The organism is Streptomyces sp. NPDC055140 (assembly GCF_053607285.1).
The window spans coordinates 225,288-241,622 of sequence record NZ_JBSGTG010000012.1 but is presented as its reverse complement, the minus strand read 5'-3'; the positions used below and the strand labels follow the sequence as shown (position 1 = coordinate 241,622).

Annotated in this window: 12 protein-coding genes; 9 read left to right on the top strand and 3 right to left on the bottom strand. The window is 70.4% G+C overall.

Annotation, left to right across the window (positions count from 1 at the left end):
* Window positions 1-34: 34 nt before the first annotated feature.
* The gene (locus ACWFR4_RS23835; RefSeq protein ID WP_453465333.1) at window positions 35-607 is read right to left on the bottom strand and encodes a GNAT family N-acetyltransferase; all 573 of its coding nucleotides are present in this window, start codon (window positions 605-607) and stop codon (window positions 35-37) included.
* Between the two features lie 243 nt (window positions 608-850).
* Between ACWFR4_RS23835 and secA the strand changes: the two genes are divergently transcribed.
* Window positions 851-3,655, top strand: a complete 2,805-nt coding sequence (gene secA / locus ACWFR4_RS23830; RefSeq protein WP_453465334.1) for a preprotein translocase subunit SecA — start codon at window positions 851-853, stop codon at window positions 3,653-3,655.
* 296 nt (window positions 3,656-3,951) lie between these two features.
* Window positions 3,952-4,107 carry a hypothetical protein gene (locus ACWFR4_RS23825; protein WP_453654386.1) on the top strand — a complete coding sequence of 52 codons (156 nt, stop codon included), beginning with the start codon at window positions 3,952-3,954 and terminating at the stop codon, window positions 4,105-4,107.
* A 12-nt stretch (window positions 4,108-4,119) separates the two neighbouring features.
* On the opposite strand, the gene ACWFR4_RS23820 is transcribed toward ACWFR4_RS23825, so the two are convergent.
* Window positions 4,120-4,611, bottom strand: coding sequence for an Rv3235 family protein (locus tag ACWFR4_RS23820; protein ID WP_453654384.1), 492 nt, complete (start codon window positions 4,609-4,611; stop codon window positions 4,120-4,122).
* Between the two features lie 289 nt (window positions 4,612-4,900).
* Between ACWFR4_RS23820 and ACWFR4_RS23815 the strand changes: the two genes are divergently transcribed.
* The gene (locus ACWFR4_RS23815; RefSeq protein WP_453468380.1) at window positions 4,901-5,416 is read left to right on the top strand and encodes a DUF6912 family protein; all 516 of its coding nucleotides are present in this window, start codon (window positions 4,901-4,903) and stop codon (window positions 5,414-5,416) included.
* A 46-nt stretch (window positions 5,417-5,462) separates the two neighbouring features.
* On the top strand, window positions 5,463-6,137 hold the full coding sequence (locus tag ACWFR4_RS23810) for an HAD family hydrolase (protein ID WP_453468381.1): 675 nt from the start codon (window positions 5,463-5,465) through the stop codon (window positions 6,135-6,137).
* Window positions 6,138-6,606: 469 nt separating this feature from the next.
* Here the strand turns inward: ACWFR4_RS23810 and ACWFR4_RS23805 are convergent, their stop codons facing one another.
* On the bottom strand, window positions 6,607-7,173 hold the full coding sequence (locus tag ACWFR4_RS23805) for a DJ-1/PfpI family protein (protein ID WP_116512662.1): 567 nt from the start codon (window positions 7,171-7,173) through the stop codon (window positions 6,607-6,609).
* 479 nt (window positions 7,174-7,652) lie between these two features.
* Here ACWFR4_RS23805 and ACWFR4_RS23800 point away from each other — a divergent pair, with 479 nt between their 5' ends.
* The 5 genes from ACWFR4_RS23800 to ACWFR4_RS23780 all read left to right on the top strand — a co-directional run.
* On the top strand, window positions 7,653-12,584 hold the full coding sequence (locus ACWFR4_RS23800; RefSeq protein WP_453468382.1) for an NAD-glutamate dehydrogenase: 4,932 nt from the start codon (window positions 7,653-7,655) through the stop codon (window positions 12,582-12,584).
* Window positions 12,585-12,853: 269 nt separating this feature from the next.
* On the top strand, window positions 12,854-13,957 hold the full coding sequence (locus ACWFR4_RS23795) for a sugar phosphate nucleotidyltransferase (protein WP_453460077.1): 1,104 nt from the start codon (window positions 12,854-12,856) through the stop codon (window positions 13,955-13,957).
* A gap of 86 nt (window positions 13,958-14,043) precedes the next feature.
* On the top strand, window positions 14,044-14,748 hold the full coding sequence (locus ACWFR4_RS23790) for a polyprenol monophosphomannose synthase (protein WP_453460082.1): 705 nt from the start codon (window positions 14,044-14,046) through the stop codon (window positions 14,746-14,748).
* On the top strand, window positions 14,745-15,215 hold the full coding sequence (locus ACWFR4_RS23785; protein ID WP_453460074.1) for a GtrA family protein: 471 nt from the start codon (window positions 14,745-14,747) through the stop codon (window positions 15,213-15,215). The genes ACWFR4_RS23790 and ACWFR4_RS23785 overlap by 4 nt, the downstream gene beginning before the upstream one ends.
* On the top strand, window positions 15,199-16,335 hold a 1,137-nt coding region (locus ACWFR4_RS23780), incomplete at its 3' end, for a hypothetical protein (RefSeq protein ID WP_453654382.1). The genes ACWFR4_RS23785 and ACWFR4_RS23780, both read left to right, overlap by 17 nt.

The following is a 16,335-nucleotide window of genomic DNA, read 5'->3' as shown; positions in this document are numbered from 1 at the left end:
GGGCCGGGAAGTGCCGTCCCGGCGCCGGACGCCGTCACGCAGGTGCCGGGAGGTAGGGCAGCACCGCCGGGATGCCGAGGTCCGAGGGGAGGAGCGAGGCGACCCAGCAGTCGCGCAGCACGCCCTTGTTGGGCAGGCCCGCCCGCATGACGCCCTCCACGGTGAAGCCGGCCTTCTCGGCGACGGTGCGCGAGCCGACGTTGCCGACCTCGGCGCGCCACTCCAGGCGCGTACAGGCCAGGTCGGTGAAGGCCCAGTGGGCCAGGGCGAGGACGGTTTCGGTCATGTAGCCGCGGCCGCGGTGCTCCTTGCCGGTCCAGAAGCCGACCTCCCAGGCACCCGCGCGCGGGTGGTGCAGGCTGGCGGCGGCGATCACGGGGCCGTCCTCCTGGAGCCGCACGGCGAAGGTGTACTCCGTGTCGGCCCGCCAGCCGTCCGGGACCATGAGGCCGACGAAGTGCTCGGCGTCCACGCGCGCGTAGGGCGACGGGATCGTGGTCCAGCGCTGGATGTCGGGGTCCTGGGCCGCGAGATACACCTCGTCGGTGTCCTCGACGGTGAACGTGCGCAGGTGCAGGCGGTCGGTGGTGAGTACGACGGGTTCCATCGGCCGATTCTGCTCGGAGGCCGACAATGGCGCCAGCAGAATTCGCAGGGTGAGCGCGCTGTTACCTTTCGTGGTCGGGGCGCACACCTTCGTGCGGCACCTTGAGCGGTCCTCGTGCGTTGTCCGTGTGGCTGTGGTTACGGCAGACCTCCCGGCGCGCCGGGGTCCTCGCATACGATGGCCGTTGCTCTATACCGTCACACCCGACCGTGCCAGGCCCGACCGGCAAGGAGACCAACCCCCGTGTCCGTCCTCTCGAAGATCATGCGTGCAGGCGAAGGCAAGATCCTGCGCAAGCTGCACCGCATCGCGGACCAGGTCAACTCCCTCGAAGAGGATTTCGTCAGCCTCTCCGACGCCGAGCTGCGGGCCCTCACCGACGAGTACAAGGAGAGGTACGCCGACGGCGAGAGCCTCGACGACCTGCTCCCCGAGGCGTTCGCGACCGTCCGTGAGGCCTCCAGGCGCGTCCTGGGCCAGCGCCCCTATGACGTGCAGCTGATGGGTGGCGCCGCGCTGCACCTCGGATACGTGGCCGAGATGAAGACCGGTGAGGGCAAGACCCTCGTCGGCACGCTCCCGACGTACTTGAACGCGCTGTCCGGCAAGGGCGTCCACCTGATCACGGTGAACGACTACCTGGCCGAGCGCGACTCCGAGATGATGGGCCGCGTCCACAAGTTCCTCGGCCTGAGCGTGGGCTGCATCCTGGCGAACATGACGCCGGCGCAGCGCCGTGAGCAGTACAACTGCGACATCACGTACGGCACGAACAACGAGTTCGGCTTCGACTACCTCCGCGACAACATGGCGTGGTCCCAGGACGAGCTCGTCCAGCGCGGCCACAACTTCGCGGTGGTCGACGAGGTCGACTCGATCCTCGTCGACGAGGCCCGTACGCCGCTGATCATCTCCGGCCCCGCCGACCAGGCCACGAAGTGGTACGGCGACTTCGCGAAGCTGGTCACCCGCCTGAAGAAGGGTGAGGCCGGTAACCCGCTGAAGGGCATCGAGGAGACCGGCGACTACGAGGTCGACGAGAAGAAGCGCACCGTCGCCATCCACGAGCCCGGCGTCGCCAAGGTCGAGGACTGGCTGGGCATCGACAACCTCTACGAGTCGGTGAACACGCCGCTCGTCGGTTACCTGAACAACGCCATCAAGGCGAAGGAACTGTTCAAGAAGGACAAGGACTACGTCGTCATCGACGGCGAAGTCATGATCGTCGACGAGCACACCGGCCGTATCCTCGCCGGCCGCCGCTACAACGAGGGCATGCACCAGGCGATCGAGGCGAAGGAAGGGGTGGACATCAAGGACGAGAACCAGACGCTCGCCACGATCACCCTGCAGAACTTCTTCCGTCTCTACGGCAAGCTCTCCGGCATGACCGGTACGGCCATGACCGAGGCCGCCGAGTTCCACCAGATCTACAAGCTGGGCGTCGTCCCGATCCCGACGAACAAGCCGATGGTCCGCAAGGACCAGGCGGACCTGATCTACCGCACCGAGGTCGCCAAGTTCGACGCGGTCGTCGACGACATCGCCGAGAAGCACGAGCAGGGTCAGCCGATCCTCGTCGGTACGACGTCCGTCGAGAAGTCCGAGTACCTCTCGCAGCAGCTGTCCAAGCGCGGTGTGCAGCACGAGGTGCTGAACGCGAAGCAGCACGACCGTGAGGCGACGATCGTCGCCCAGGCCGGCCGCAAGGGTGCCGTCACCGTCGCCACGAACATGGCCGGTCGAGGCACCGACATCAAGCTCGGCGGCAACCCGGACGACCTCGCCGAGGCGGAGCTGCGCCAGCGCGGCCTCGACCCGGTCGAGCACGTCGAGGAGTGGGCGGCCGCGCTGCCGGCCGCTCTGGAGCGGGCCGAGCACGCGGTGAAGGCCGAGTTCGAGGAGGTCAAGGACCTCGGCGGGCTCTACGTCCTCGGCACGGAGCGGCACGAGTCGCGCCGTATCGACAACCAGCTGCGTGGCCGTTCCGGCCGTCAGGGAGACCCGGGCGAGTCCCGCTTCTACCTGTCGCTCGGTGACGACCTGATGCGCCTGTTCAAGGCCCAGATGGTCGAGCGCGTCATGTCGATGGCGAACGTCCCGGACGACGTGCCGATCGAGAACAAGATGGTCACGCGCGCCATCGCGTCGGCCCAGTCGCAGGTCGAGCAGCAGAACTTCGAGACCCGGAAGAACGTCCTCAAGTACGACGAGGTCCTCAACCGGCAGCGTGAGGTCATCTACGGCGAGCGGCGCCGCGTCCTGGAGGGCGAGGACCTGCACGAGCAGATCCAGCACTTCATGGACGGCACGATCGACGAGTACATCGGCGCCGAGACAGCGGAGGGCTTCGCCGAGGAGTGGGACCTGGACCGGCTGTGGGGCGCCTTCAAGCAGCTCTACCCGGTGAAGGTCACCGTGGACGAGCTGGAGGAGGCCGCGGGTGACCGTGCGGGTCTGACGGCCGAATTCATCGGGGAGTCCGTCAAGGAGGACATCCACACGCAGTACGCGGCGCGTGAGGAGCAGCTCGGCTCCGAGATCATGCGTGAGCTGGAGCGCCGCGTGGTCCTCTCCGTCCTGGACCGCAAGTGGCGTGAGCACCTCTACGAGATGGACTACCTCCAGGAGGGCATCGGCCTGCGCGCCATGGCGCAGAAGGACCCGCTGGTCGAGTACCAGCGCGAGGGCTTCGACATGTTCACCGCCATGATGGAGGGCATCAAGGAAGAGTCCGTCGGCTATCTGTTCAACCTGGAGGTCCAGGTCGAGCAGCAGGTCGAGGAGGTTCCGGTGCAGGACGCGGCGCCGTCCCTGGACAAGCAGGACGCGGTGCCGGCCGGTGTCGGCCGTCCCGAGATCCGGGCCAAGGGTCTCGACGCCCCGCAGCGTCCGGACCGCCTGCACTTCCAGGCGCCGAACGCCGAGGGCGGCGTGGACGAGATGGACTACGTCACCGAGGACGGCCCGACGCGCTCCGAGGCCGACGGCCTCACGCGCGCGGAGCGCCGCAAGCAGCAGAAGGGCGGGCGTCGCCGCAAGAAGTAGTGCGCGGCGCGCTCTGACCGAGCGTGGGTGAAGGGGCCGGGCACGGGATGCCCGGCCCCTTTCGTCGATGTCGGGACGGCACAGCAGGGGCGGCCGGAACACCGGCGGCCGGAAACCGTCAGCCGGAAACCGTCAGCCGGAAACCGTCAGCCGGAACGGCAGGTCGCAACGGGTATGCGGGGCCCCGCATACCCGAGCGCCCGAGCTCGCCGCGTTGGCGGCCCGCCACTCCGAGCCGCCCGTCACCCGCTACCGCGAGCCGGTGCTGGTCGTGCAGGGGCACCGCGGACACGACGGTGCCGGACGTCACCTCGAAGGAGACGGCGGCGGTACTGGCGCGGGCCGGGACCCGGGTGACGCACACGTCGTACGAGGGCGTCGACCACCCCGCGCTGCCGGTGACCGCGCTGGACGAGGTCGACGCCTGGCTCGACGCGCGGCCGGCGCGCTGACGGCGGTGGCGCTCACGCCCCGGTACCGCGGGGCGGGCGCCCGACCATCTCGACGGCCGTGCAGAGCCAGCGATGGTCGTCGCCCCGGTGCAGGCGGAAGGCGAGGGCGTGCAGCCGGGGGCCGGCGCTGATCCGGGCGAAGACTTCGTAGACGCCGGGTTCGGGCTGGTAGTGGCCGATGCCGCGGACGACGGGCTGCCGTCCCCGGTCGTTGAGGGGCCGGTTCTCGGCGAGCCGGATCAGGGCGTCGTAGAGGGATCCGGCGAAGTGGCGGGACGCCCAGTGGACGGGGCGCTGGCCGCTGAGCATCAGCAGGAGGCGCTCGGTGAACAGCTCGGCGGGGTGGGGCGGCAGCTGGGGCGGGACGCGCACGGGCCGCACCCCGGGGCGACCGGCGTCCTGCCTGCCGGGCGGGCGGCCGCCCGGGGGCCGGGTCGTCCTGGGGCGGCGGCGCGGCTGGTCCATCACCTTGCGCAGCGGCTCATGGGCGGTGGGCTCGTGCATGTCTGGGTCCCCGTTCGGCATCCGACCGGTGGATACCGATCGGTAACTTCGCTTGGGGATCTTGTACGTGGACGGAGGCGCCGCTCACAAGGCCGGAGGCACCCGGCGCGGGCGGCCGGAAGGATCACCTATCCGAGTGATCGGACGGCGGGCAAGGCGTGCGAGGGCAGGGCTCGGGAGGGTCACGGAGAGGTCCGGAGTGGACGTGCGGACGGGTGGTGACCGGCACCCCGAAGGGGGACTCCCGCACGTATCCTGAAGGCCCTCTCGTCGACGAAAGTGGCCCGCCATGCGCGTGTACGTCCCCCTGTCCCTGCCCCGTCTCGCCGAGGCGCACAAGGCGGGCGAACTGGGACCCGGACCGCTCACCGCGTACGCCGTGACGCCCGCGCTGCGCGAGTGGTACGTCTCCGACGACATGGAGGAGCTGGAGTACGCGGCCCTCAACCGCGCGGCGGTGGCGTCGCTGCGGCTGATCGCCGGGGAGCCGGACGCGCCCCGTAAGCGGGTCGTGGTCGCGCTCGACGTGCCGGACGGCGCCGCGGTGGCCGACCCGGACCGCGGACTCGACCCGGGAGCGCTCGGCGAGGTGCGGATCGCGAACGCGGTCCCCCTGGCCAAGGCCGCGGCGGTGCACGTGGACTCCGCCGACGCCGAGAAGGACGTGACGGCGGCGGCCGCGGCGCTCGGGGCGGCGGACCAGGGCGACGACGACGCGCAGTTCGTCGTCGACGGCGCCGAGGACCACGAGCTCCTCTGGTTCGCCACGCAGGAGATCCCGAATCTGCTCGGCCTGAGCGGCTGACCTGCGCGAACGTAGGATTGTCGGTCCCGGCGGGTAAATTCTTGGCATGGGGAAGCACGCAGCCGGAGCACACATCGTCTGGGACTGGAACGGGACGCTGTTCCACGACAACGACGCGGTCATCAGCGCGACCAACGCCGCCTTCGAGGAGATCGGACTCGAGCCGATCACCCTGGAGCGGTACAGAGAGCTGTACTGCGTGCCGATCCCCCGCTTCTACCAGCGGCTGATGGGCCGGCTGCCCACCGAGGCCGAGTGGGAGCGCATGGACACCGCCTTCCAGCGGCACTACACGCTCCACCGCACGGCCTGCGGGCTCGCCGACGGCGCGGAGCTCCTCCTCGCCGACTGGCGCGCCGCGGGCCGCAGCCAGTCGATCCTCAGCATGTACGGGCATGACGAACTCGTCCCGCTGGTACGGGAGTTCGGGATCGAGTCGCACTTCCTGCGCGTCGACGGACGCACCGGCCCCTCCGGCGGCAGCAAGGCCGAGCACATGGTCCGCCATCTCGGTGCGCTGGCCGGTTCGGGGGTGGCGCCGGGGCGCACGGTGGTCATCGGGGACGCGGCCGACGACGCGGTGGCCGCGCTGCACGCGGGCGCCGGCGCCGTGCTCTACACGGGCGGATCGCACAGCAGGGCCAGCCTCGAAGGCGTGGGGGCGCCGGTCGTGGACACTCTCGCCGAGGCCGTGGGAGTGGCGGAACGTCTGGCGGGGTGAGCGAATGCGCTCACGTTCCGCGGCGGGCTGCGTATGTTGTGGTGGGTGCGCCGGCGAACCGGAATGCACAGATCAGGCAGAGCGGGACGGGGCGCGGCGCCATGGGATTCGGCTTCGGGCAGAGGCGCGGGGGACAACTTCCGGCCGACGTCGCCACATTCGCCGGCCGGGCGGATGAACTCGCGCAGGTACGGGGGCGTTCGGGCAGGCACGGCTCGTCGCACTCGTGGGCCCCGGCGGGCTCGGCAAGAGCCGCACGGCGCTGCGTGCAGTGGCCGGGCTCGGGGAGCAATTCCCCGACGGGGTCTGGCGGGTGGAGCTCTCGGCGCTGCGCGACCGCGAGCCGATCCCGGCGACCCGGTGGGCATGCTGCCCTCGCTGTTCGACGAGCAGGAGTCCGCGTGCAAGGCGGTACGAACCGCGCTCGGTGATACGCAGTGCGAGCTGTGGCACGGCGTGGGCTCAGGCCTCAGGTCACCGGCGCCTTGGCGCGCAGCACCGTGAGGAACTCTCGCATCCACCCCGAGTGGTCCGGCCAGGCGCGGGACGACACCAGCGTCCCGTCGACCACCACTTCCGCGTCGCGGAATGCCGCACCGGCCGCCTGCATGTCGGGCTCCAGCGCCGGATAGGCCGTGACGTTGCGCCCGCGCAGCCCGTCGACCGCCGCCGTGAGCAGCGGACCGTGGCAGATCTGGGCCACGGGCTTGTCGGCGTCGAAAAAAGACTTCAGAATCTTGCGCAGCTCCGGGTCGTTGCGCAGATACTCGGGGGCGCGGCCGCCCGGGATCACGACAGCGACGTACTGTTCCGGCTCGACCTCCGCGAACGCGAGATCGGCGGGCCAGGTGTAGCCGGGCTTCTCCGTGTACGTGTCGAACCCCGGCTCGAAGTCATGGACGACGAACTGCAGCTTCTTGCGCTCCGGGGCGGCGATGTGGACGTCGTAGCCCTCCTCGCGCAGGCGCTGGTAGGGGTACAGGACTTCCAGTGACTCGGCGGCGTCGCCGGTCACCAGGAGGATCTTGGGTGCCATGGCTGTGCGCTCCCCTCGGAGCCTTCGGGCCGGGGTGTCTTCCCCTCAACGTGGACCCGGCAGGACCGTTAGGCAACCCCTCATGGCATTCATCCGCGTCGCTGTCCCTGTGCAGAGTGTCAAAGTTCGACCGCTGTATTTGTACACATACGGCTCATGACGACTCCCGGGGGAGGGGCGATAGCCTTGACCCGTGATCAGCGCGATATCTCGCGGGGGCATCGTCGCCCCCTGCCCGCGCCGGGAGCACACGGAGATCTACATCCGTGCCCGGTGCTCCGCTGACCATTCCCTTCGGGACGGAACATGGATGCCGTCCCGGCTCCGGGCAGGAAATACGCCAAAAATGGCGGATAAACGCCCGCTCATCTCTCATCCCGGCATACCGTCGACATCGACCGGAGACCCCGCGTCGTGGCGTTGTGCCGCATCAATTTCTTCAACGTCACGCAACGGCGCGCGACAGGAGCCAGAGGACAATGCAGACCAAGCTGGACGAAGCCAAGGCCGAGCTGCTCGCACGGGCCGCCCGGGTAGCTGAGAACAGCCCGGCAGGGGGGCATCTCCCGGCCGGGACGAATGGCGAGGGGGCTCCGGACCAGGAGTCCGTGCTCGCGTTCCTCCAGCGCTACTACCTGCACACCGCCCCCGAGGACCTGGCCGACCGTGACCCGGTCGACGTCTTCGGAGCAGCCGTCTCCCACTACCGGCTCGCGGAGGTCCGCCCGCAGGGCACCGCGAACGTCAAGGTCCACACGCCGACGGTCGAGGAGAACGGCTGGACCTGCAGCCACTCCGTCGTCGAGGTCGTCACCGACGACATGCCGTTCCTGGTCGACTCGGTCACCAACGAGCTGTCCCGCCAGGGCCGCGGCATCCACGTCGTGATCCACCCGCAGGTCACCGTGCGCCGCGACCTGACCGGCAAGCTCCAGGAGGTCCTGCCCGCGGGCAGCGCCGCCGACGGCCACGACACGCTCACCGAGTCGTGGATCCACGTGGAGATGGACCGGGAGACCGACCGCGCCGACCTGAAGCAGATGACCTCCGACCTGCTGCGTGTCCTGTCCGACGTCCGTGAGGCCGTCGAGGACTGGGAGAAGATGCGGGACTCGGCGCTGCGCATCGCCGACGACCTGCCCAGCGAGCCCACCGCCGACGACCTGCGCGCCCAGGACGTCGAGGAGGCCCGCGAGCTGCTGCGCTGGCTGTCCGCCGACCACTTCACGTTCCTCGGCTACCGCGAGTACGAGCTGCGCGAGGACGACTCGCTGTCCGCCGTGCCCGGCACCGGCCTCGGCATCCTGCGCTCCGACCCGCAGCACGGCAGCGACGACCACCACCCGGTGAGCCCGTCCTTCAGCCGGCTGCCCGCCGACGCGCGCGCCAAGGCCCGCGAGCACAAGATCCTCGTGCTGACCAAGGCCAACAGCCGCGCCACCGTGCACCGCCCCTCGTACCTCGACTACGTCGGCGTGAAGAAGTTCGACGCCGAGGGCAACGTCATCGGCGAGCGCCGCTTCCTCGGCCTCTTCTCGAGCGCCGCGTACACGGAGAGCGTCCGGCGCGTCCCGGTCGTGCGCCGCAAGGTCCAGGAAGTGCTGCGGGGCGCCGGGTTCTCGCCCAACAGCCACGACGGCCGCGACCTGCTCCAGATCCTGGAGACGTACCCGCGCGACGAGCTGTTCCAGACCCCGGCCGACGAGCTGCGCGCCATCGTCACCAGCGTCCTCTACCTCCAGGAGCGCCGCCGGCTGCGGCTCTACCTGCGCCAGGACGAGTACGGCCGCTACTACTCGGCCCTCGTCTACCTGCCGCGCGACCGCTACACCACCGGTGTCCGGCTGCGGATCATCGACATCCTCAAGGAAGAGCTCAACGGCACCAGCGTCGACTTCACGGCCTGGAACACCGAGTCGATCCTGTCCCGGCTGCACTTCGTCATCCGCGTCGAGCCGGGCACCGAGCTGCCCGTGCTGACCGAGGCCGACACCGAGCGCATCGAGGCGCGGCTCGTCGACGCCGCCCGCTCGTGGGCCGACGGCTTCGGCGAGGCGCTGAACGCGGAGTGCGGCGAGGAGCGCGCGGCCGAGCTGGCCCGCCGCTACTCCGGCGCCTTCCCCGAGGGCTACAAGGCCGACCACTCGCCGCGCGCGGCGGTCGCCGACCTCGTCCACCTGGAGGCCCTCAAGCGCGGCGAGAAGGACTTCGCGCTCTCGCTGTACGAGCCCGTGGGCGCGGCCCCCGGCGAGCGCCGCTTCAAGATCTACCGCACCGGCGCGCCGGTCTCCCTGTCGTCCGTCCTGCCGGTCCTCAACCAGCTCGGCGTCGAGGTCATCGACGAGCGCCCGTACGAACTGCGCTGCTCGGACCGGACCACCGCGTGGATCTACGACTTCGGTCTGCGCATGCCGAAGTCGTCCACCGGCAATGGCGACTACCTCGGTGACGACGGCCGCGAGCGCTTCCAGGAAGCCTTCACGGCGTCCTGGACCGGCGCCGCCGAGAACGACGGCTTCAACTCCCTCGTCCTGAGCGCCGGTCTGAACTGGCGGCAGGCGATGGTGCTGCGCGCGTACGCCAAGTACCTGCGCCAGGCCGGTGCGACGTTCAGCCAGGACTACATGGAGGACACCCTCCGTAACAACGTCCACACCACCCGCCTCCTGGTGAGCCTCTTCGAGGCGCGCATGTCGCCGGAGCGCCAGCGGGCCGGGACCGAGCTGATCGACGGGCTCCTGGAGGAGCTCGACGGGGCGCTCGACCAGGTCGCGAGCCTGGACGAGGACCGGATCCTGCGGTCGTTCCTGACCGTCATCAAGGCGACGCTGCGGACGAACTTCTTCCAGAAGGCCGACGACGGCAAGCCGCACGCGTACGTCTCCATGAAGTTCGACCCGCAGGCCATCCCCGACCTGCCCGCGCCGCGCCCCGCCTTCGAGATCTGGGTGTACTCGCCGCGGGTCGAGGGTGTGCACCTGCGCTTCGGCAAGGTCGCCCGCGGTGGTCTGCGCTGGTCCGACCGGCGTGAGGACTTCCGTACCGAGGTCCTCGGCCTGGTCAAGGCGCAGATGGTGAAGAACACCGTCATCGTGCCGGTCGGCGCCAAGGGCGGCTTCGTCGCGAAGAACCTGCCGGACCCGAGCGTCGACCGTGACGCCTGGCTGGCCGAGGGTGTCGCGTCGTACAAGACCTTCATCTCGGCGCTGCTCGACATCACCGACAACCTGGTGGCCGGCGAGGTCGTGCCCCCGGCGGACGTCGTGCGGCACGACGAGGACGACACGTACCTCGTGGTCGCGGCCGACAAGGGCACGGCGACGTTCTCCGACATCGCCAACGCGGTCGCCGAGTCGTACAACTTCTGGCTCGGTGACGCCTTCGCCTCCGGCGGCTCGGCGGGCTACGACCACAAGGGCATGGGCATCACGGCCCGCGGCGCCTGGGAGTCCGTGAAGCGGCACTTCCGGGAGCTGGGTACCGACACGCAGACCGAGGACTTCACGGTCGTCGGCGTCGGCGACATGTCCGGTGACGTGTTCGGCAACGGCATGCTGCTCTCCGAGCACATCCGCCTGGTCGCCGCGTTCGACCACCGGCACATCTTCATCGACCCGCGGCCCGACGCGGCCACCTCGTACGCCGAGCGCCGCCGCCTGTTCGACCTGCCGCGCTCCTCGTGGGCCGACTACAACAAGGAGCTGATCTCCGCGGGCGGCGGCATCTTCCCGCGCTCCGCCAAGGCGATCCAGCTCAACGCGCACATCCGCGAGGCACTCGGCATCGAGTCGGGCGCCGCGAAGATGACGCCGGCCGACCTGATGAAGACGATCCTGCACGCGCCGGTCGACCTGCTGTGGAACGGCGGCATCGGCACGTACGTGAAGTCGTCCGCCGAGTCGAACGCGGATGTCGGCGACAAGGCCAACGACGCGATCCGCGTGGACGGCCAGGACGTGCGGGCCAAGGTGATCGGCGAGGGCGGCAACCTCGGCGCGACCCAGCTGGGCCGTATCGAGTTCGCGCGCAAGGGCGGCAAGGTCAACACCGACGCCATCGACAACAGCGCGGGCGTGGACACCTCCGACCACGAGGTGAACATCAAGATCCTGCTCAACGCGCTCGTCACCGACGGCGACATGACCGTCAAGCAGCGCAACAAGCTGCTCGCCGAGATGACCGACGAGGTCGGCGCCCTGGTGCTGCGCAACAACTACGCGCAGAACACGGCCCTCGCCAACGCGGTCGCCCAGGCGCCCGACCTGCTCCACGCCCACCAGCGCTTCATGCGCCGCCTGGTCCGCGACGGCAACCTCGACCGGGCCCTGGAGTTCCTGCCGGCCGACCGGCAGGTCAAGGAACTGCTGAACTCCGGGCGCGGTCTGAGCCAGCCCGAGCTGGCCGTCCTCCTCGCGTACACGAAGATCACGGCCGCGCACGAGCTGATCCAGACGTCCCTGCCGGACGACCCGTACCTGCGCAGGCTCCTGCACGCCTACTTCCCGCAGGCGCTGCGCGAGCGGTTCTCCGACGCGGTCGACGGGCACGCGCTGCGCCGCGAGATCGTCACCACGGTGCTGGTCAACGACACGGTGAACACGGGCGGTTCGACGTTCCTGCACCGGCTGCGCGAGGAGACCGGGGCGTCCCTGGAGGAGATCGTGCGGGCGCAGCTCGCCGCGCGCGAGATCTTCGGCCTCGGTGAGGTCTGGGACGCGGTCGAGGCGCTCGACAATGTCGTCGCCGCGGACGTCCAGACCCGGATCAGGCTGCACTCGCGCCGCCTGGTCGAGCGCGGCACGCGCTGGCTGCTCAACAACCGGCCGCAGCCGCTGCAGCTCGCCGAGACGATCGACTTCTTCCGTGAGGGCGTCGCCCAGGTCTGGTCGGCCATGCCGAAGATGCTGCGCGGCGCGGACGCCGAGTGGTACCAGTCGATCCTGGACGAGCTGACCACCGCGGGCGTGCCTGAGGAGCTGGCCCAGCGGGTCGCCGGGTTCTCCTCGGCCTTCCCGACGCTCGACATCGTGGCGATCGCCGACCGCACCGGCAAGGACCCCCTGGCCGTCGCCGAGGTGTACTACGACCTCGCGGACCGGCTGTCCATCGCGCAGCTGATGGACCGGATCATCGAGCTGCCGCGGTCCGACCGCTGGCAGTCGATGGCCCGCGCCTCGATCCGTGAGGACCTGTACGCGGCGCACGCCGCCCTCACGGCCGATGTGCTGACCGTCGGGAACGGCGTGTCGACTCCGGAGCAGCGCTTCGACGCGTGGCAGGAGAAGAACGCGCCGATCCTGGGCCGCGCGCGGACGACCCTGGAGGAGATCCAGAGCTCGGACGCCTTCGACCTGGCGAACCTGTCGGTCGCGATGCGCACGATGAGGACGCTGCTGCGCACGCACTCGTAGGGTCCGCGTCAGCGAACGGGGGCGCCCCGCACCGGAACTCCGGTGCGGGGCGCCCCTGTTTCACCGCCCGGACTCTTTCCGTTCTCTTCCCTTTCTCCGGCCGTTCTCTTGACCGGGTCTGACCTGATGGACCGCGCGCCCAATCGGTTGCTCCTGAAGGCGCGTCGGCCCCAAGGGGTTCGCCATACGCCGACTAAATCGGGCATTACGTCTAAAGTGGACCCGATTGTCAGGTCGGCGGCACGGAGCGGAGAGGTCGGGAAGGGTCCATGACGGAAGCGATTCTGCTGGTCGGCGGGCTGGGCACCCGGCTGCGGCCGCTCACGGTCAACACGCCCAAGCCCATGGTGCCGGCAGCCGGAGTCCCCTTCCTGGCCCACCAGATCGCGCGGCTCGCCGCCGCGGGCGTCGACCACGTCGTCCTCGCCACCTGCTATCTCGCCGAAGTCTTCGAGCCGTACTTCGGCGACGGATCGGCGCACGGCGTCCACCTCGAATACGCCGTCGAGTACGAGCCGCTGGGCACCGGCGGCGCGATCCGGCACGCGGCGCGCCGCCTGATCTCCGCACCCGAGGACCCCGTCCTCGTCTGCAACGGCGACATCCTCACCGGCCTCGACACCCGCGCCCTCATCGACCGGCACCGCGAACGCGAAGCCGACGTCACCCTCCACCTCTCCCGGGTCGACGACCCCAGAGCGTTCGGCCTCGTAACCACCGACGCCGACGGCTGTGTCCTCGCCTTCACCGAGAAGCCGCAGACGCCCGAGGAGATCGTCACGGACCAGATCAACGCGGGCTCCTACGTGTTCCGCAGGTCCGTCATCGACAGCATCCCCGCCGGGCGGGCCGTCTCCGTCGAGCGCGAGACGTTTCCCGGCCTGCTCGCCGCCGGCGCCTATCTGCACGGCATGGTCGAGGACTCCTACTGGCTCGACCTCGGCCGGCCCGAAGCCTTCGTGCAGGCCTCCGCCGACCTCGTGCGCGGGGTCATCCACTCACCCGCTGTGCCCGGAGTGCGCGGCGAGTCCCTCGTCCTGCCCGGCGCCAAGGTCGCCGCCGACGCCTGGCTCGCCGACGGGACCGTCGTCGGGGCAGGCGCCCGGGTAGGTTCAGGGGCCGTCGTCCACGGTTCCGTGCTGCATGACGGCGCGACCGTGGGCGCCGGTGCTTACGTCAGGAAGAGCCTGGTCGGCGCGGGTGCGCGGATCGGGCGGCGCTCCGTCCTGCACGGCAGCGTCATCGGTGACGGCGCCCGCGTCGGCGCCCACAACGATCTGCGGAACGGAACCCGGGTGTGGTGCGAGGCCGTACTGCCCGACCGGGCCGTCCGCTTCTCCTCCCTCGCCGGAGAAGGGCTGACCGAACAGTGAACACGAACTCTCCCGACATCGGGGCCACACCGGCCGCCGCGAAACCACTGCCCGACGACTGGGCCCGCACCCCCCTCACCGTCGTCATGCCGACCTACAACGAGGCGGGCAACCTGCCCGGCATGGCCGACGCCCTCATGGCGCTCCCGCTCCCGGGCCTGCGCCTCCTCGTCGTCGACGACTCAAGCCCCGACGGCACCGGCGACATCGCCGAGCGGTACGCCGAACGGCACGGGCACGACCGGATGAGCGTCCTGCACCGAGCCGGGAAGGAGGGCCTCGGCCGGGCCTACGCGGCCGGCATGGCACGGGCCGTCGCCGACGGGGCGCGCTACGTCCTCCAGATGGACGCCGACGGCAGCCACCCCGTCGACAAGGTCCCCGCGCTCCTCGGCACCGCCCTGTCCACCGGCGCCGCCGTCACCATCGGCAGCCGCTACGTCCAGGGCGGCACGCTCTCCGAGGCGTGGGGCGTGCACCGCAGGCTCCTGTCCCGCTGGGCCAACGCCTACGCGGGCACCATCCTCGGCACCCGCGTCCGTGACATCACCGGCGGCTTCAACCTGTGGCGCGAGGACGCCCTGCGCGCCATCGACCTGGCGTCCGTGGACAGCGCGGGCTACAGCTTCCAGGTCGAGATGAAGTACCGCGCCGTGCGCCGCGGCTTCGGCGTCATGGAGGTCCCCATCCACTTCGAGGACCGCACGGTCGGCGAGTCCAAGATGAACCTGATGGTGCAGCTCGAATCGGTCACCATGCCGTGGAAGCTGCGGGCGAGGGCGCGTCGATGACGGTCCCGACCGCGGTGCGCGAGGCGCCGCCCGTCGGCGCCCCCGTCCGGGTCCGCGTGCGCCGCCTGTCCATGGAGGTCGCCAAGTTCGGCGTCGTCGGCGGCAGCGGCGTCGCCGTCAACTTCCTCGTCTTCAACCTCCTGCTGCACGGCATCGGCCGGGCCCCGATGACGGCGACGGTCCTGGCCAGCTGCGTCGCCATGGGCACCAACTACCTGGGCTTCCGCTTCTTCGCCTACCGGGACCGCGCCTCCCGCACCCGGCGCCAGATCGCGCTGTTCTTCGGCTTCAGCGCGCTCGGCGTCCTCATGGAGAGCGTCCTGTTCTACGCCGGATACCACGGCGCCTCGATGACCGGACCGCTCGCGTCGAACGTCGCCAAGGCGCTGTCCATCGTCCTGGCCTCGGCGTTCCGCTTCCTCGTCTACCGGACGTGGGTCTTCCAGCACGATGCGCGCCGCGGGTAACGCGGCCCTCAGGGCCGCCGCCCCGCTGGTCCTCCTGCTGCTCCTCGCCCTGCTCGTGGCAGTCGCCGTTCGGCTCCCATGGGCGGGCGACCTCGGCATCCACGCGGCCACCGTCGAGCGCCTGCGCCACGATCTCCTCGACCCGGGCAACCCGCTGGTCGACGAGAAGACGCCGAGCCCGTACTACTCGCCGTGGACGGTGTTCCTCGGCGTCCTCGCCGACGTCACCGGTCTCGGCACCTTCACCGTGCTGCGCATCGCCGCACTGATCTCGCTGACGCTGCTCGTGACCGGCGTATGGCGGTTCACCGGCACTTTCACCGGCGCGTCCATGGACCGCACCCGGCGTACGGCCGTCACCGTGCTCGTCCTCCTGTGCCTGCTCCTCCTGTGGGGCACGAGCCTGTTCAACTGGAGCGGCTTCCTAGGCCTCAACTCCCTTGCCCTGACCGTCTCCTACCCCAGCACGTTCGCGCTCGGGGTGTCCTTCCACTTCTGGGCGCTGCTTCGCGGGGCGCTCGCACGTGGCTCGGGCCTGCCCGTGTTCCTCGGCCTCGGCCTGCTCTGGTCCGTGATCCTGCTGAGCCATCAGTTCTCGGGTGTCGTCGCGTCGTTCGGCGCGCTGGCGATGGTGGCCGGGGCGCGGCCCTGGCCGGTACGCGCGGTGTGGGCACGGCTCGCGGCCGGACTCGCCATCGGTGCGGTCGTGCTCGCCGCGTGGCCGTACTACTCGTTCTTCTCGCTCTTCCACGCGCAGGGCCTGGAGGAGATCCACCGGGCCCTGTACGGGAACCTGCTCGGCCGGTACTGGCTCCTGCTGCCCGGCGTGTTCGCTCTCGCCGTGCGCCTGCGCAGGGACCGGCGGGATCCGCTGGTGGTCTTCTTCGTGCTCGGGGCGCTGATGTTCGTGGCGGGCGGGGTGAGCGGCCACTACTCGTGGGGCCGGGTCCTGCCGGCCGCCGTGATCCCCGCGCAGGTCGCGGCGGGCCTCGAGGTGTTCGGGGCGGGGCGCAGGGCGGTGCGTACGGCGTTCGCCGCGGCGTTCGCCGCGGTGCTCGGCGCGGCGCTCCTCGCGGGCGCGTGGACCCAGTCGGGCACACTCGGCTACGTCCTGCCGCGC